Source organism: Spiroplasma kunkelii CR2-3x (assembly GCF_001274875.1).
GTDB classification, from domain to species: Bacteria; Bacillota_I; Bacilli_A; order Mycoplasmatales; family Mycoplasmataceae; genus Spiroplasma; species Spiroplasma kunkelii.
The window spans coordinates 382,368-401,807 of sequence record NZ_CP010899.1; the positions used below are offsets into that span (position 1 = coordinate 382,368).

At 25.1% G+C, this 19,440-nt stretch carries 12 protein-coding genes, 1 other RNA gene and 2 pseudogenes; 12 read left to right on the forward strand and 3 right to left on the reverse strand.

Going from position 1 to position 19,440, the window contains the following annotated elements:
- Positions 1-7: 7 nt before the first annotated feature.
- Positions 8-568: a DnaD family protein gene (locus SKUN_RS02070; RefSeq protein ID WP_053390658.1), complete on the forward strand. Its 561-nt coding sequence runs from the start codon at positions 8-10 to the stop codon at positions 566-568.
- On the opposite strand, the pseudogene SKUN_RS02075 reads toward SKUN_RS02070, so the two are convergent.
- Positions 543-1,040: pseudogene (locus SKUN_RS02075) on the reverse strand (Holliday junction resolvase RecU). The gene SKUN_RS02070 and the pseudogene SKUN_RS02075 overlap by 26 nt on opposite strands.
- A gap of 69 nt (positions 1,041-1,109) precedes the next feature.
- Between SKUN_RS02075 and SKUN_RS02080 the strand changes: the two are divergent.
- From SKUN_RS02080 to SKUN_RS02090, 4 genes are all read left to right on the forward strand, one after another.
- Positions 1,110-1,436 carry a DivIVA domain-containing protein gene (locus SKUN_RS02080; protein WP_053390659.1) on the forward strand — a complete coding sequence of 109 codons (327 nt, stop codon included), beginning with the start codon at positions 1,110-1,112 and terminating at the stop codon, positions 1,434-1,436.
- A 48-nt stretch (positions 1,437-1,484) separates the two neighbouring features.
- Positions 1,485-1,853: RNase P RNA component class B (gene rnpB, locus SKUN_RS08220), an RNA gene on the forward strand.
- 145 nt (positions 1,854-1,998) lie between these two features.
- Positions 1,999-2,925 (forward strand): hypothetical protein, encoded by a 927-nt coding sequence (locus tag SKUN_RS02085; protein ID WP_053390660.1) that lies wholly within the window; start codon positions 1,999-2,001, stop codon positions 2,923-2,925.
- Between the two features lie 102 nt (positions 2,926-3,027).
- Positions 3,028-4,935, forward strand: a complete 1,908-nt coding sequence (locus SKUN_RS02090) for an ABC transporter ATP-binding protein (RefSeq protein ID WP_053390661.1) — start codon at positions 3,028-3,030, stop codon at positions 4,933-4,935.
- 252 nt (positions 4,936-5,187) lie between these two features.
- On the opposite strand, the pseudogene SKUN_RS02095 reads toward SKUN_RS02090, so the two are convergent.
- Positions 5,188-6,172, reverse strand: a pseudogene (locus tag SKUN_RS02095) (IS30 family transposase).
- A gap of 315 nt (positions 6,173-6,487) precedes the next feature.
- Between SKUN_RS02095 and SKUN_RS02100 the strand changes: the two are divergent.
- Entirely contained in the window at positions 6,488-7,825 is a 1,338-nt protein-coding gene (locus SKUN_RS02100; RefSeq protein WP_053390662.1) for a hypothetical protein, read from the forward strand.
- 114 nt (positions 7,826-7,939) lie between these two features.
- A complete protein-coding gene (locus tag SKUN_RS02105) occupies positions 7,940-10,141 on the forward strand; it encodes a hypothetical protein (RefSeq protein ID WP_053390663.1) in 2,202 nt (733 codons plus the stop codon).
- A 27-nt stretch (positions 10,142-10,168) separates the two neighbouring features.
- Here SKUN_RS02105 and SKUN_RS02110 read toward each other — a convergent pair whose 3' ends face one another.
- Positions 10,169-10,687 carry a lipoprotein gene (locus SKUN_RS02110; protein WP_053390664.1) on the reverse strand — a complete coding sequence of 173 codons (519 nt, stop codon included), beginning with the start codon at positions 10,685-10,687 and terminating at the stop codon, positions 10,169-10,171.
- 292 nt (positions 10,688-10,979) lie between these two features.
- Here SKUN_RS02110 and SKUN_RS02115 point away from each other — a divergent pair, with 292 nt between their 5' ends.
- From SKUN_RS02115 to SKUN_RS02130, 5 genes are all read left to right on the forward strand, one after another.
- The gene (locus SKUN_RS02115; RefSeq protein WP_053390665.1) at positions 10,980-11,375 is read left to right on the forward strand and encodes a hypothetical protein; all 396 of its coding nucleotides are present in this window, start codon (positions 10,980-10,982) and stop codon (positions 11,373-11,375) included.
- A 98-nt stretch (positions 11,376-11,473) separates the two neighbouring features.
- Positions 11,474-11,629 (forward strand): hypothetical protein, encoded by a 156-nt coding sequence (locus tag SKUN_RS08225; RefSeq protein ID WP_235511283.1) that lies wholly within the window; start codon positions 11,474-11,476, stop codon positions 11,627-11,629.
- Positions 11,630-11,746: 117 nt separating this feature from the next.
- On the forward strand, positions 11,747-12,649 hold the full coding sequence (locus SKUN_RS02120; protein WP_053390666.1) for a hypothetical protein: 903 nt from the start codon (positions 11,747-11,749) through the stop codon (positions 12,647-12,649).
- An 86-nt stretch (positions 12,650-12,735) separates the two neighbouring features.
- Positions 12,736-14,928 (forward strand): hypothetical protein, encoded by a 2,193-nt coding sequence (locus tag SKUN_RS02125; protein ID WP_053390667.1) that lies wholly within the window; start codon positions 12,736-12,738, stop codon positions 14,926-14,928.
- A 34-nt stretch (positions 14,929-14,962) separates the two neighbouring features.
- Positions 14,963-19,315 carry an ABC transporter permease gene (locus SKUN_RS02130; RefSeq protein ID WP_158500742.1) on the forward strand — a complete coding sequence of 1,451 codons (4,353 nt, stop codon included), beginning with the start codon at positions 14,963-14,965 and terminating at the stop codon, positions 19,313-19,315.
- Positions 19,316-19,440 lie beyond the last annotated feature (125 nt).

A 19,440-nucleotide genomic window follows, 5' to 3' on the forward strand; every position in this document is an offset into this window, starting at 1 on the left:
AATTGTTATGTTAAATAGTTTATTTAATAAAGGAAGTATTAATAAGTGACGTTTTTTGTTAAGCCATTATAAATTAATAAATTTGTCAGAAGAACAGTTAGTATTAATCATGTTGATTATGAACTGTTCTTCTTCTGGTAAAAGGTTTATTACGCCATTAGAAATTGCAAATCATTCTAATTTTAGTGAGGATCAAGCAAAAAAGATGTTAGATCATTTGAAACAAGCTGGTTTTATTGATATTAAAATGAAAAAAGGTGTTTTAGAAATGGATTTATCACCAATTTTTAATAAGATCATTATTGCAATTGAAAACCTAGAATTAAATGTTGAAAAAAAAATTTTATTTGAACAAGTAAATCAAATTTTACAGCATACTTTAAATGAACACGAAAAAGCAACTTTAAATACTTATTTAGAAAATAAAATTTCTGATTTTCAATTAACCATAATTATTAATAATCATCAAAATGCAAAACTAACTTTTAAAGAATTACTGAAGTTTATTGATAATTATCTTAAAAATAAACCAAAATCATTAACTAAATATAATTGATTAATTGATTAAGAATTGGTTTTAAATCAAGAAAATTAGGAAAAACTAAAAAAAATTCATGGCCATTTTCAATAAAATATGAAAGTGGTATTTGTTTTGTTGGCATTAATTTTATTCACTCTATTAATTTTTGAGATGATAAAATAAAATAAGGATCATAATAATGAAAGTAAATAATAATAAAACTAATGCCATGATGATTATGAGCTGGTGCTAATTATTGTAATTGATGGGTCTTAAGATTGTTTAAATTAAATTTTTGTTGAATACTTTTTTTTGCTTCAAATTCAATATAATAACCTTGATAAAGTCCATAATAATCACATCCAGTTTTTGTTTTAAAATAACTTTTTTTGATTAAATGCTGTTGTTTTTCAAACGGGGTAATATTTATTGGTCTTTTAAAAAAAAGACCAATATTATTATCAAAATATTTTTGAATAGTATAATCTAAAAACATACCACGATTATTGGGTAGATACATTTTTGTTTCCTCCTTCAATAATTAATTATCAAAAAAGGAAGTTTGTTCCTTGCAAATGAGGTGTAAAAAATGAAAACAATTAAATTACGAGCAACGGATATTATTAATAAGGAATTCCAAGTTGATTATCAAGGCTATGATCCAAATGAAGTTGATACATTCTTAGATATGGTTGCGACAGATTATCGAGTTTTTGAAGGAATTACAAATGACTTTAATAAGAAAATCAAGTACTTGAATCAACAATTAAATGATTTGCAAGATAAAAATGATGTTTTAAGAGCTCAGCTTGATGAAACAAAAGCTCAAAAAGCCCGCTTAGAAGAAGAAGGTTTTTCAAAAGCGGATTTAATAAAGCGTATTCATAACTTAGAAGGAAAAATAAATAACGATTAGATTTATTTAATTAATTTCTAAGATATAGTGTATAATATACATGAGTTATAACAGAACTAGTTGCTATTAACATCCTGTTAATAGAGGAAACTCCACGCTCGCACAATCTGTGATGATTGTAGTGTTTGTGCTAATTTAATTCATAAAATTAGGCATAAGATTACTTATGACGGCTGAAAAAAATCCTACGTTATTATTAAATAATATGGATTTTTTTCTATAAAAGTGCCACAGAAACGAGTTTTTAAAGAAATTTAAAAAATGGAACGGGTAAACCCCACAAGCGAGAAACCTAAATTTTGGTAAGGGAACTTCTTGTTTTGAATCAGAAAAAACAAGGGGATCAATTTAATAATTGATAGATAAATAACTAGTATTTTATTTCAGAAAATAAAAAACAGAACGTGGGTTATTATGTTGTAACTTTACTAATAAAAATAGATTAATATCTATTTTTATTTTTGTTTAGTTAGTTATAATTTATTTTTATAAAACTAATAATTTAACTTGACTTTTTATAAAAATAAATTATAATTTTTATAAATAAGAAAGGAAAAAAGAAATGAAAAAAAATACTAACGATGTTTTAACAGTGCAAAATGATAATATTTGAACGCGGATTAAAAAGTCAGTTTTTCATAAGGAATTATATAATCAGAGGTCAATTACGTTTAAAATTGCTGCTTCTGCGATTTTTTTAGCGATGGCCGTTGGATTAAGTTTACTAGAGGTTTTTAGTGTTCCAACTCCTTGGGGGGCAACATTTGGTTTACGATTTTTTGATACTTTAGTAATTATTTATTTAATTGCAATTGTTGGATTAGGATTTGCTTTATTAGAAGTAATTGCATTACCTTGAATTCATAATTTAATTGATGGGCACCATACTTGACTTGAAATGGCATTCTTTATGATTTCTAATATCTTAGTTGTGTTCGTAACTTGATTTGTTTACTATATTTTATTTAATGCTTGTCATAAAATTACTGTTCCAGAAAATGTTGCTGACCATACTATTCATGAATATCATTATGTTAAAAAAACGCATGACCATCATCATAAAATTGTTAATATTAAATGAGGGAAAAAATTCTTGGCATTTACTATTATAGTACCAATATGTGCTTTAATTGAAGCAATTTCATTTTTAATTGTTGCAAAGATTTTAGTTAATATGGGTCATACGCATCCGGATGCTGATCATGCTCATGTTCTACACGATAGCTTGAAGATATTAGAACCGACAGGAAATATAATAAGTAATCCGATTTATTGGTCTAATCAAGTTACTGTTGCGCATGCTGGCCATGATCATGACCAATATAATAGTGGGATGGCATCTATTTTTGAGTCATGACAACATAATTTAATTTTTATCGGAATTTTCTTTGGAATTTTTACCGCTAAATATATTATAAACGCTACTTTATTTTTATTATTAGAACAACAAACAAGACAATTAGTTGATCGATATGGAATATATGTATAAAAACTTTTTTAAAATTTTAAAAAAGTTTTATTTTTTTTGTTATAATACATTGATAAGAGAGCAAATATTAAGCTCGCATTTTTTAAGAAATGAGATGAGGTTATGAGAAAAATTAAAGAATTAATTGATATTAATAAAATTGAAAAGAATTTAGATTACAATGAATTACATGAAAAAAATCAAGCTCGTAAACAAGAAACGCCATTAGAAATGATGAAACGAATCAAGGCACCTCGAATTAGTTTTTTTAAGTTAGTTGCAATTTATTACCGTCGTTATTTATTACGTTCATTTACAATTTTATTTGCATTAGTAGTAAGTTCAACTTCAATTGTTATAATGACTTTTTTAATTAACCAATTAATGAATGAAATTTTATTTGAATTTGGAGATGATCCAAGTTCAGTCACAACAGGCTTACTATGATATATATGATTAATTATCATTGGTGTTGATTTATTAATTGCCGTAATTACAACAAATATTCGTGAAAGAGTAGGTGGAATGCTAGGGAGGAATATTGAAATTGATGTTCGTAATGCGGTATTAAATAATTTAGTTAATTTAAACATTGGTTATTATTCTGATAAAAAAATTGGAGAAACAATGACTAAATTAATTAATGATACACAAGTTATTGGGGATGAATCACAATTAACCCCAGCTAACTTAATTAGTATTCCAATTATATTTATTGGTAGTGCAATTTCATTATTAAATATTGATTGAAAATTAGCATTGATTTGTTTAGGAACAACATCATTATTTATGGTTGCTGTCGCAGTAACTTTCCGTTCACAAGCATCAGAAACAGAAAATGTTCGTGCTAAAATTACAGATGTTAATGGAGATGTGACCGATCGAATTGCATCAATTGCGCTAATTAAAGCAACAGGTACAGAAGAATATGAACGTGTTCGTTTTGAACAAATTCATAAAGAATATTACCGTGTTAATCGTCGTTTAAATCGTATTCAAGCACAAATGACAACAATTATTATTTTATGTGCATTAACTTTAACAGTTATTGTTGTTTTAGCAAGTATTATTTTATATGGTAATAAAGGAGCAGAACATACTAATCGTATTATGAAAATTTTGCCAGCCTTTATTACAGGGGTTAATACTTTGGCATTTCCAATTTGAACTTTAACTGGATTAGTTCCAGGATTAGCACGTGCAACAGCTTCAACAAAACGAATTATTCAATTAATTCGTGTTGATACAACCATTGATCCGAACCGTAATTCGCCCGAGATACAAGAAGTTAAAGGTGATATTATTTTAAAAGATATTTTTTTTGAATACCCTGAAAAACCAGGTGTTATTATTTTGCCTAAAACAACAGTTACATTTGAAAAAGGAAAAAGTTATGCTTTCGTTGGAGAAACTGGAAGTGGTAAATCAACAATTTCAAAATTATTATTACGTTTCTATGATCCAACGAGTGGGGAAGTTATTGTTAATAACACTAATCTAAAAAAATTAAATTTAGCAAGTTATTTAACACATGTTGGTTATGTTGAACAAGAACCAAAAATTTTATTTGGGGATGTAATTTATAATGTTAAATACGGAATGTTTAATGCAACAGATGAAGAAGTAGTTGAAGCTTGTAAAAAAGCTAACCTGCATGATTTAGTAATGGGTTGAAAAGATGGTTATAATACTATTTTAGGAGAACGAGGGTTTATGTTATCAGGCGGACAAAAGCAACGCCTAGTTATTGCCCGAATGATTTTAAAGAACCCACAAATTTTAATCTTAGATGAAGCAACAAGTGCTTTAGATAATATTGTGGAAAAAGAAATTCAAGCTGAGTTAGAAAAAATTATGGTTGGTAAAACAACAATTTCAATTGCGCACCGATTAAGTACAATTAAAAATGTTGATCAAATTTTTGTTTTAGGAAAAGGGCAAGGAATTATTCAAAATGGTAAGTATGATGAGCTAATTGCAGTTGATGGTCCATTCCGCGACCTTCATCGTGCTGGTAATCAAGGCAAATAAAAAAGTGTTTAAAATAAACACTTTTTTATTTGCAAATCATAAATTTATTGGTAATAAGAAAAAAATCTTATGTTTTATAAAAATTCATCAAGTATATTTAAGCATCAAATTCTGTCTCTTGTTAATATGATAATAACATCATTTAAAATAAATGCAACTATTTTCTGAAAAAATTAAAATATTTTATAAATATAACTTAATTTAATCATATTTAAGCACACTAAAAAGAATTTATTAAGAATTTTAATAAATTTATTTAATATTCTGTAAAAATATTTCTTTTGCACTTATTCAATTTAAACAGGGCCGTATTTTTTCATTAATTACATCATTAACTACTCAATTTAATCGTTTCTGACTAACTTTATTAAAATCAGTTCCCTTATGAAATCAGTGTCTTAATTCACTATTCATATATTCAATTAAAGGTTTTTGACGAGGTTTACCAGCATCACAAAAATATACTTGTGTTTCAACAAAGATTTCCATTTTTCTTCATTTATAAAATTCTCTTCCTCGATCTGTTATTATTCTTTTTATTTTACCCATTAAATTATTTACTTTAACTAATTCTTTAAACTTTTAAAAAACATCATTAGCAGTATGATTTTCTAATTTTATTGCAAAATATTTTCTACTTGATTGTTATACTAAAAATAAAAGAGAAGATTGATGGTTTTTACCAATCACAGTATTCATTTTAAATCATCCAACATTAGAAAGTTTATTTTCAATATTTCAAATTGACTTAAAATTAGTTAATTTACCACGATTATCTTTTTTTCCTTTTGTTTTATATTTTCTACCACGATGACGTAAATTTTCTTTTTTTAATCCAAATTCACCTAAACAAATTCACTTATAAAAGGTTTTAACACAAACCGGAAATTTAACACCAAACTTTAAAAAATAACGGTAAATTAATTGCCGGGGTTTATCACGGTATTTATTAAATCTAACTTGAATAAAATTTAATTGTTCTTCTGTAAATTCAGGTAGTTTTTTAATACATTTTTTTCGTTTTTTATAATAATCTTTATGTGCTTCAATTGCTGTATAATCTTCTATTTTTTTAAATCTCTTAATTTCTCTTTTAACAGTATCTACACTCCGATTTATTTTTTTTTGCTATTTATGACATATTAATTGCTCAATTTTTCTTTTTACAAGCATTATAAAATAATAAATCTTCAAATAAATATCGCCCATCAAAATTTACGTGTATATATTTTTTCACTTTTTTCTGTCTCCAATCTTTTTAAAGTTATTTATACACTATTTTTAAAAAATTATTGACAATTATTTTTAAAATTATATAACTAGGTAGTAAACAGGTAGTAAATTCTGTCTTTTAAAACTGTTTATATCAAAAAAAAGAAAGTAATTAATTTTACTTTCTTTTTTTTGATGTAAAATAAACATAATAAAAATAATATTAAGTTCTTTAATACATTTTGCTAAGTTTTGAGTTCTTGATAAGTCTGTTATTACTCTTTTATTTAATCATAATCATTAAATAATAGCAATTTTAATATGCAAAAAGGAGTAAAAAATGAAAGAATTTAATCAAATATCAGCACCTTGTTCAATTTCATTTATTTTACTTACTCTTGAAGTAAAGTTAAATGGGTTAATTCATAAATCACAAATTAAAGATGATGTTAAACCTATTTTAGTACAAGAATTTAAAAATAAATTAGGTATTATTCCTTTTTGAGAAATGATAAATGAACCTAATCTATTATTTTTATCAACATCAACTACATTAAATTCATGACCTACAATGGCAAATTGTTATAAATTACAATTTGATTTAGAAGATAGTTTTAATATTAAATCAAAAGAAAGATATGCAAATCGTACACACTGATATGGTCAATTAGATGATAATTTAATGACTGCTTATAATAATGGTAATAAAAAAGTATTACAAGATGTATTTAGTGATATTTTTATTCAATCGGATCAAACAGCAGCAGATGGAACATCATCTCAATATTTACAAGTAGTACTAGGTGCTATGAATGAATTAAGAAGACAAGCCCATGATACTTTAATAGATATAAGAGAAAATATACGAGATAATAGGCATTGAATGGTATTTCCTTTTAATGTTTATAGTTCATATATTCCTGATACAGAAACAGGTTGAAAACCTAATAATGCTAAACCTAGTGATTATGGGACTTATACTCGTATATTTGATAATATGGAAAGTACTATTGCACAATGACAAGGTAGTTTAAAAATAGTCCAAAAATATAAAGGTAAAGAAATTAATATATTAATGATTGATGATTTTAAAAAGCAACCTATTAATTCAACCATATGAGCAAATAATGAAACACCATTTGCTATAAAATTAAAAGATGAAAATGAAAATATATATTGAAAATTAATTGATGGTGAAAATATTTATGATATTAATAGAATGTTAGAATATTTAAAGCAATATAAATTAAGTTATTTTATTAATAATGATAATAAAGCAGATAATTTTTATACAAAAGAGGTTAAAGTTGGTAAATATTGAGATGCTTATATGGTTGATGATAGAAGTTCAATTCAGTTTGGTGAAGCCAAATTTGAACAAGTATTTACTCAGCAATCAACAGAAAGACAATATACTTTATTAATTTTAGATGAAGATGCTCAAAAATTAAATATTAATGATTATTATAATTTTTATACTGTATTTAATGACCGTGGTTTAAATATTGGTGGTGGTGATATTAATTCTGCACCCCAAGATAGACAATGATTATATCTATCAAATGTTATTAATTATTATTCACCTTATGATGGCAGTTTCTTATGACAAGAAATTACATTTTCAAGTATTAATGACAAAATTAGTCATAGTGGTTTATCAGTAAGACAATTTATATAAACCAGTGCCCCAGGTGAAGGTTATTGTTTTCCTAAAATAACTTATGATGAAAAACTAAATAAAGGCATTGTTGAATTAGATGATATCTTATTAAAAGATGCTGGTGTTAGAGCAATGGCAGTTAAATTTTATGGTAATCCTATTTTATTTGATATGCCTGTTATTGGGCGACCAATTATTAAAGGTGAATTTAATAAAAAAGTAATGAATTCTCGTGATTTATTAATGTATAACATGTATCCTGCTCCACCTGATAAAATAAATACTTATGCATCACCCGAAGTAAGTTGATATAATATTCAAGGTATACAACCAACAATTATTACTGGTTATAAAGATTGAAAAGAACATATTCAATCAATGTCTGATTTTTGAATTGAAAAAAATAATGAAGGTATGGTAATAACTGATAAAACAACATCAACCGCAACTAATCCAACTGTTGGAACAACTATTAATGAAGAAGGTGCAAATTCTAAACCCTATTGGTCTAAGCATTGAAAAATAACACCCCCAGCAAAAGTAAAAGTAAATAGTGGTAGTGTTGATAATATTATTAGTACACAAGCATCATCTTATTTTAGAAGAAAAGATGAATTTGGTAATACTATTGGTCAAGTTCAAATTGAATATAATAAAATGGGTTCATGTAATATTTGAGATATTTTAAATATGAATAATTTTATTAATCGACAAATTACTACATTACCATTAAACTATACACAAAAATTAGTATTTAATCCTTTTACTATTCCTGCTGTTGGTAAATTCTTAAATTTTGTTTCTTTTGGTATTCCATGAGATTGAATTGGTAATTTAACAATTACTCAAGATGATAAATGACCTAATTTTCCATGACTTAATGGGTTTATGAGTGCTAATGTTTATAGTTTTTATAATGATGCTTTTTGAGGGTCTAAATCTGCTGCTGCTGGTTATTTACCTTTTGAAATATTTAGAGAACAAGGTAATGATAAAGTTGGTGCTTTGATTGGTGCTAATGCTACTAGTTTTAGTTTTACAACTTTATTAACTGATAAATTAAAAGGTACTGTTTTAAATAAAGATGGTACACCAACTAGTGAATTAATTTATTCAACTTATAATTTAAAACAATTAAATAAAAAAACTAATAGAGTTTATTTAATTAATGAACAAACTAAAGCAGTTGATGCACAAACAGCAGTTAGTGATAGTGAAAAAGATAATGATTGTGAATTCTTACAAACACCTGATGGTGCAAATTGTAGTTATATAATTGATATGTTTTCAATTCAAGCATTATATAAAGGTAATTTTGAAATTATCTTTTATGCTGATAATCCTTATACTAATAATGAAGAAGATTTTTTAAGATTATCAGTATGAAGTTTTAGAGGTAAAACAAAAAGTGTTTTAAATAATTATTTACGTGATATGACAACTAATTATAAAACTAGTTTTTTATTACCCCATGATTATGAACTACCAACTTTTAATTACCCACAATATGTATTACCACCAGTACCATATAAGTATCAAGTTTATACCAAAAATATTATGCCTTCTGATGTAATACTACCATTAAAAACTAAAATAACAGCACCAGCACAATGCAAAAATTTAATTGAATATCCACCAACTTTATTTTCTGGTGATTTTGAATATGCTTATTATGAAACTGAAATTGATTTAAGACAAATTGACCCAACAATTCAAAGTATTGAAAAATTTAAAAGTTCTTATAAAACTATAGAAATAAGTAATTTAGGTAATTTACAAGTTAAATGTGCACAACCAAATATAGAGAATTTTATTCCTAATAGAAGTGTTAATTTATTAGAAGGTCAAAAATGTGACCATAACATAGGTTCATTAGCAAATATTACTTTACAAGAAAGTGGTGGTTCACAAATTGATAATGTTAATTTTCCAAATACAAAAATTTTGTACACAAATAATATAACTTATGATATTCAAACATTTGATACTTCTGAAACTAATGGCTTACCAAGTGGAAATTATCAAAATATATATAAAATTAATAATAAAGAAGCATATATTATATTTTTATTACAAATAACAAAATTATCTGATAATATTAGTGATAAAATTAAAGAAACATATTTACAAGCATATTATACAAATGATGTAAAATTAAAAATTAGATTTTCAAAAAAAGTACTTGCAATATTATCAGGTAAAGACTTAAAACCTTCAAAATTAACATATCTTGGTAATGATAAAAATATTACGATAGATGTATCTAATCCTAATGTTTTGGGTATTAGAAATAAAAGTGATAACCCTGTTAAAATTACATTTAAACCAAGGTAAAAATAAAAAGAGATTTTATATCTCTTTTTATTCACCATTAACTTTTATATTACCATTTTCATCAATATCTAAAACAGGTACATTTTGTTCTTCACCATTTCAACGATAAACTGATTTTATATAGTTTTTATAATATTTTCCTTTACCTCATATATATTCTGTTGAATTATCTAATAAATTGCCAGTTGCTAATAAAATGTCATTATTTATAGTAAAAATAAATCCAACAGGTCTTTCACCTCAATCTGTTTTTAAACCGCTACCTTTTTCACCATAATTTTTTAATTTAAATAATTTTCAATTATTATTCATGCTATTTCTAGCAATAACATAATAATATTTATTATCAACTTCATTAAATGGTTGTTCTTGTGGTGCTATTCATTCTAAATTGTCTTTAATTTCTTGGTTAGTAGTATTTATTTGGTTTTCTGCTTTTAATTGTTTTAATTCATCTTCTGTATATTGTGTATCACAAGCAACTAAACTTGTTGTACTTGCTCCCACTAATGATATTGCACCAAATAAACTTAATAATCTTTTCATATGTAGTTTCCTTATTTATTTATTAGTTAAATTATATATAAATTTACTTGTTTGTAAATACCTTTATTACGTGTTTTAAGGGGTATATTAGCAATGAAATATATTAAGTTTAGTATTTATATACAAAATATATTGTATTAGTAAAATAATGTGATATTATTATCTTAGTTAAATAAAAAAAGAGAATGACCCCCATCATTCTTATTAGTAATTATATATCAATAAATAATAATTTCAAGTAAGAATAATAAGGTTTTTACCTCTTTATTAATTTAATCAAAGGGGTGGAAAAATGAATGAATTAAAACAAGACTTTATTAATTTATTAGAAAAAGATGAAACATATATTGAATATCTTAATGGAAAAACACAATGACGCTTTAAGTGTATGGACTATCTTAAATCTAAACTTATTAGTTTAAAAGAATTATATTTTTTAACAGATGATAATGTTAATGGTTTTCAAAATATAATTATGACACAATGATGGAATTTATGAAAATCTCACTATCCTCTTGTATCAAAAACTATTACAAGAGAGGATTTTAAAAATAAATATATTAAATCTAATTATTTTAATTCTTTAAATGATATAAAAAGAACAGAAATGCTATCAATTTTAATGGAAAATAAAATTATTTCAAAAGAAGAATGTATAAAAATTTATGAGAATTATGAAATTAAATAAAAAAGTCTAGCAAAAATGCTAGACTTTTTTTATACTAATGTAATTTTTAAATTGTTTATATTGCAGGTGCTGATGATCCAGTTGGGAAATATGGAAAAATGGTTATGAAGACTGTTAATTTATATAAAAAGGCAGGAAAAAAAGTTAAAGTTAAATTATATCTAAATGCTCGTCATGAGATTTTGAATGAGCCAATTAAAAAGGAGATTTATCAAGATATTTTAAATTTTTATAATAAGAGTCTTTTTATTTAAATAAAAGCACCTTATTTTTTTAAAAAACAAGAGTCAGTATCTTGTTTTTTCTATTTTTTGCTTTATTATAGTTATTAAGCAATATCGGATTATATTGAAATTTGTGAGGAGAGAAAAATGAATTTATTACATGAATGATCAAATTTTAATATCCTAAATTCAATTTCATTTTTCTTTAATCCGTTATTGGAACGTATTGCAATAATTTTTCTTACTAATTTTATTTTATTCTATCTTGTTTTAAAGATTGTAAAATATTTTTTTACTATTCGCTCTATAAAAAATAAAGCAAAATCTTTAACAGCAAAATATTTCTTTAATGTAACTTTTATTATTAGTGAATTTATTGTGATTTTAATTTTACAAATCATTCTTTTACAAATTTATGCAAGTAAAACAGATACTAGTATTTATCTTAGCACTATTTTAGTTATACAATTTTTTATTGCAATTATTTTCTTAATAAATAAACAATTTTTAAACTATACTTTAAAATTAGTTATGTTAGTTTTGTTCTCATTGTTGTTTTCATTTTTAATAACAAAGAAATTGTGAAATTGTTTTTATCATATTAATAATAATCATATTTTAGCATTATGATTAATAAAAAATATTTCAATTGTTTTTATTATTACATTTTTTTATTTATTTGATTTAAAAACAACATTTTTACATGATTTTGCTTCACAAATTTTAAATTTCTTAATTTTAATTAGTAATTTTGAAAATGGCTCAGCAGACTTAAAAATTTTAGATCGTTCATTGTTTTTTAAAATTATTTTAAAAATAATTAAAGTTTTATGTTTATTAGATTTATTTTTCTTAATAAAAACTGCCAAGAAAACAATGAAAAATTTATGACAAATTAATGATGATAATTCAATTCAACTTGTTTCACTTTTATTATTGTTAAATAATATTCGTTTTTTTAATATTAGTGAAAAAAATGGTTTAGAAAATTTACCAAATAAATTCTTAAGAAATGAAATTAATGGTTGAAGATGAATCCTTCAAGAATAAAATAAGAATTAATTTATTTTACTAATTCAATGATTTAGTTATTTATTAATTATTTATTAATTATAAAAAGAAAAGAGGGAATAATAATGCGAAAGTTACTTAATATTTTAGTAGTAGCAACGTTAGTAGCAACGCCAGCTCTTACTGCTAGTTGTAAAATTAAGACAAAAGTTGTAGAAGACAAATATAAAGATTCATCAGTTGAAAATTTACCTAATGGACCATTAAAATCAAAAATTTTACAAACAACATTATTTACAAAACTAACAATTGCGAATCGACATGAAAATTTAAATACATATACACCTTCAATGTTACAAATGTTAATGCGAGTACCTGATTCATATAAAGATAAGGATTGTAATATTGTTGATATTGATTACTATCGGGGTAAATATTTAAATAAAAATGATGGAATGCCGTTAAAAACTTTATCATCAAATTATGATTATATGAATTTATTAGATAATGAATTATATAATACAGAAAAACAAACTAATAAAAAAATTCCTGATTATTCTGATAAAGACCCGTTACCGACAATTCCTAATTTAGCAGAAAATAGTAATATGTTAAATTATTGATTTGATGGCGGACCAATGTCAAGTTATTCAACTGCAAAGGAAATTTTACCAACTAAATGTGATGATAAAAGAATTAATCAAAACATTATTGATGCATGTAATAAAGCAATGTTTGAGATGTCACGTGCAACTTATTTTTATAATTTAAAATTGGATTATAATCCATTGGCAACAAAAGATATTACATTTGATACAAGTACAAATCAAAGCTTCCTTATTAATAATCAAAAATTTGCGACAGGAGGCCCATTTAAAACAGCTCAAAAATCAGAAGAGCAAGATAAATTAGCAATAATTTTACAGTTAATTTCAATGGCGGATATGTTTACAGACCGTTCACAATCAAAAGCATATATTAATCAATTGAACAAATTTTTAGCTTTATCAAAAGATAGTGATGGAACATTTATGGGAAGTATTTTAGGAGCTATTTATTATCAGATTTTTGCTTCTCCTAAATTACCTAATGACCCAACAAAAAAAAATGAAAATTATCTTTTTGCAAAATTTGGGGTAACAAAAGCGTTGCAACTTTTATGTAAAGATAATACTGAAAGACAAGCATTTCAACAAAAAATTGATGATTTTTTCACTAAACAATCACAAGTTTTTAGTGATTTATTAGCAGTAAAACCAATGAAACCGGAACTGAACTTAGCTAATCCAGAAGATCAATATAAAAATCGTAATGCAATTTGAAATGGTAAAACACCAAACTTAAAATTAGCTGATTTATTGTTTAAAAAAGATGATTCAACAAAATCTTTGGCTGAATTATTTATTGATTTTGGAAAATATCTTGATGATTTATATACTAAAGCAGATTTAGAACGCCAAGAAGAAGCAAATAATTCAATTAGTAGTTTTTTAACACTTGCTGCTAATAAAGTTACTCCTGGATTTAAAGTAGTATTACAGTCAATGTCAAAAATGATGTTATCAAAATCAAAAGGTGGTTTAGGAACCTTAAGTGTTAATGATATTAATCGTTTTTTTGTTGTTTTATCAAAAGGAATCTTACAAAATGCTAATGCATTAACAGAAGTTAGCAAGTTGCCATGATCAGAAGCAAGTGACCAAGAACAAAATCAAACAAAAATTGCACAATTATTAACAGGTAGTGATGACCCATCGATACCAGCAAAGGGTTCATTTATGGATTTAGCATTTACATGGTTTAATGATAGTGCGCAACCAGTAAGGGCATTATTAAACAAATTATATTTTGATCCAAATTCAGAAACACGAAAAGATTTCTTAGCAATTAATAATGCTTTATATGACTATTCAAATACTTTATTATTAGGAGCAAATTGAAATATTAGCAATGGTAAATTAGAAGAAAATAAATTATCGTATGATATTGAATATCAAGGAACAGGTGATGCTGATGTTGCTGCTAATTTAGAATTACATCAAAAATGATATGTTTCAAAAGCAGGCATTAAGACTTATCAAGATTTAAATGCAGCTTATTTAAATGCATTAGGTAATCATGATTTGGATTGATTTATGAAATATGATGGGCTAGGAAATAATTACCAAAAAGTGCATTATAAATATAAAGTAACTTGAATGAATATTAATCCTGGTGATGATAGTCATCAATATTGAGTAATTTCTAATATTCAATGATTTGCAAAAGATAGTAGCGGGCAATGAAAACGTTATTATGATGCAATTGAAAATGATTAAAAGTCGAATATAAGGGCTAAACATGAAAAAAATATTGTTAATGAAGCAAGGGATTTTAGGAATAATTAAAGCAAAAGGGCAATTCATTTCATTGCTTATTTTGATTTTTATTTGTTCAATTATTACTTCTTGTCTATTTACAACGGTCACTAGTTTACAATCAGCAAATCGACAAATGGGTTATGGTAGTTTTGATTATAATTATTCATTTCATTATTCAGCAATGGATTTTGAAAATTCAAATATGCAAACAATTACTCCAAGTTTTGCTTTTGATACAGAATATGTTTTAGTAGAAAACAATGATAATAAATTAACATATCCAAAAATTACAATTGGTGCAGCAGCGACAGATGTTTTTACTGAATTAAAACCATCTGATATTAATTTTAAATTAACAAATGATAAAATTAGTAATTTAACATTAAATTTAACATTACGAACAACTGCGCCAAATTATCAAAACTCATTAATAGCAAAATTACGAGCAATGGGTTATAATTTTTTAGCTGACCAATATTTTAAACTATTTTATACAACGCAAATATATAAGAACTTTTTAGAAATTATTACGGACTATATTAATACTAGTTTTTTAAAAAAGCAAAGTAATGCAACGAATGAAGAAATTAAAGTAAGTATTGCTAATTTTATTAATGGAAAAGCAACTTCCGAACAACGAGCAATTAAACGATGAGATTATAATTTAAAAACAGTTGATAATGATTTTACTAAATTTGATATTCCTGATATTACTTTAACATTGGGAAAACAAGATAATAAAACAGTGGTAACTAATATTTCAGAAAATACTTTATTTGAAAAAGGACTTCGTGGTAGTTTTGGCGTTGCTACTCGTTTTAATGTAATTGATACAAGTGGAAACAAGGAAACACGAATTCAATATTTAGCACAATCACCGTGGCAATATATTGATAAATTAAATCAAACAGGAATTAATGAAGCCCGAATGGTTATTGGTGATTTATTTAATAAAGTTAATTTTTTTGGTAATTATAGTGAACGAAGTTCTTTTCTTAATTTTGTACAGACTTATTATACAATGCTGGGCGTTGTTAGCAATTTTGATATTGCAATTCGACAAGAAGTTACAACTTGGGATATTGCTAATAATTTAAAATATAAAGTAATTGGTTTATATGATTTATTAAAAGAAGAACAATTAAAGCTTTTTGATAAAGTTAATGAGTGGTCAGGACCATCATTAAATGAATCGACAATTAGCAATTATTATGCTGTTGTTAGTCCTAATTATCTAAAAGCACATCATAAAAATTTGCGTGATAATATCCAAATTGGCGAACGAACATTTACAATTGGGGCAAGTGCTGGTGATACTTTAAATATTTATCCAACTATTTATGAAACTGATTTTATTCCTGATTTTAAAACGGATGTTGTCATTTATCTATCGTCTTATGGAATGTCTTTATTAGCAGAAGATAATAATAAAGGTTTAATTAGTTTAAAGGATAATTCGCGAGTATTCTTAAAAAGTTTAACAAATAGACCAACCGAAAATTTAGAAATTTTTAAAAAATATTATGCAAATAATCCTAATCAATTAGATTTTTATGTTCAAATGCTAACCAAGAATTCAACACCACTCGGCAATGATCCTTCAATTGGTGCTTTTGAACCAAAAGAAGTAACAAGTTCATTAACACTACGCTATGATTTATTAGCAAAAACAATTAATGTTTACATTTATATTGGCTTATTCTTCATTATTATTTTTGCCATAACATTATTTGTTGTTTCATATATTATTATTAAAGAAATGATTAAACGTGAGTCACCACAAATTGGAATGTTAAAAGCTGCTGGCTATTATTTACATGAAATTGCACTTTCCTATTGAAGCATTTTAATGGTTAGTATTTTAATTGCAGTACCAACCGGTTGATTAGTTGGAATTACCGTCCAATTATTTATTGTAAAATTATTTAATATGTTTTTTATAATTAATTGGAGTTTTACTTGAAACTGAATGATTTTACTTTTCCTAATTGGGTTCTTTGTTATTTTATTATCATTAATTACTTTTATTACTTGTTATTTTTCAATTAATAAAAAAGAAGTTTTAAGTTTAATTCATCCAATGCGTGATTTAAAAGTTAATAATAGTTTGGCTCGTACTGTACGTAGTTTCCATTTTAAAACTTTTGTGGGTAGTTTACGGATGGTTCTTTTATCAACTTCACTAAAACAAGCATTTACTTATTTAGGAATTTTTGCCTTAGTGACATTTACTTTGACTGTCTCATTATTAGCACCAGTCTATGCAAAAAATTTTAATACAAATTATTATAAAAACATTAAATATGGTAGTGAAGTTAAATACAGTAATGTCATAAGTAATAATCCGTTTTCTTATTATAAAACTTATGCATGAAATGGAATTGATAATGTTCCTAAGTCAACTGATTTAATTGAACAAGATTTATATCCCATTGGTGGGATAACACCACTAGCAAATTACTATAGTATTGATGGAGGAGCAATAATTAAACCATTAAAAGCGGTGAAACAAGAGCCAACTGTAGCTGGGATTTTAAAAGATATGTTATCTTATAATTTTGTTACTTTATCAGGAACTAATTTATCATTAGGAATTTTTAATTATTTAAATAATTTAGTAAAAAATTCTTCAACTGGTGATAGTGTTCGAACTTTAGTATCAGAAATTTTATGTACCGTATTACCAAAAGCATTAGGCATTGGGGCAATTCCATACCCACCATTTACTGATAAGGAACATTATCCTGGGTTATGAAGAACATGTTTTAGTAAAGCAACAAATGGGATTATCCCGGCTGCAGTTAAAGAAGATTGAAATAAAAATCCGGATCGAGCAAATAATTTTGCATTAGGAATTGGAACAATGAGTTATAATCCAGAAACTGATGATGTTTTTACTAGTTTTGATGGAACATATAATGATAAGCAATTTCCTATTTATGGAATTAATCCAAATACAAAAATGTTAAAATTATCATCCGTTGATCGTGCTATTTTAGAAAATAATAATGGTATCGTAATTAATACAATTGCGAATGTTACTGCATTACATAGTTTAAATCTTAATGTTGGAGAGGAAATTGAATTAACTCCTGAAGTAACAACATTGCAATATAATACTGGTCAACATGAATGAGCAGAATTTACTAACAATAATACAGATTTAAAATATCAAAATTGAAAATATAATTTAAGTGGTAATGCTGTTGGATGAAATGTAAATAATTATCAAAGTTTGTATTCATTAGATAAAAGTTATTTTACTTATAATACAAGTTCACAAACAAAATATTATGTTACTGCTGATCCGAAGAGTGAATATCATAATTTAAATAATGTTGAATTATGGATTCCAACGAATTCTGCTATGGAAGCAATTTGAAGTAAAAAAATAATTACATTAAGTAATGGTCTTCAACGGATTTTATTAAAAGAATTAACAGTTGACGGAAATAAAATTATTCGAAAAGAACGAGTTGATAATAAAGAGTACTGAGTTATTAAACCATATAATTTTAGTTTTGGTGAAACATATAGTGGCGATTTTATTGATGGAATTCCAACAACATGATACCAAGCTGCTGTTGATAATAATTTTATTAAAGCAGCACCATCTTTAACACAAAAGCCAGTTAAAGTTAAAATTGTTAAAAGCATTTCAACTTATGATACACCACGCTTGTTTATTAGCATCATTGATGCTAATAAAATTAATTCATTTCCAATAAATAAAATTGATAATAATTTAAATATAATGCAATGATACAATGGAAAATATACAACCGAATTACAACCATCTGATCAAATTAATCGTTATGCGTTATCATCAACAAATGGTGATTTATCATTAAATAATTTTACGACTTCCTATAACTCATCTGTTTTGACAGCTGATTATGTTGGTATTAAAGCCAAAATTATGAGTCGGGTTATTATTGTTGCCCTATCAGTTGCTTTAATTTTTATTGTCATTATCATTATGGTTTCTGTTATTACATTATATTTTGCAATTGATCTCTTTATTAAAAAGTTTATTAAAATTATTGCAACAATGAAAGTACAAGGTTATAGTCGTTGAGAAATTAATAATTTAACATTAGGAATTTTTATTTCCTTTGCTGTTGTTGGTTGATTACTGGGATATTTTATCACTTGAGGTTTAGCATGGACAATTACCTATCGGATTTTAATGTTCTTTAATTTCTATGTTCCAATTGGAACAGGACTAATTACATTACCAATTATCTTAGGAGGAATTATTATTTTATATGTTATCTCGTATTTTATTTCAATGAAAAAAATTAATCAATTAAATATTCAAGAAATTATTATGATGGAAAGTTAACAGGATTTAATAAAACTATGGTTTAGAACCATAGTTTTATTTTAATTCATTAATAGGATTTAAAAACAGTAAAAATAGCGTATAGTTAATAGTAATGATTTATTTTAGATAAGATAATTTATTTT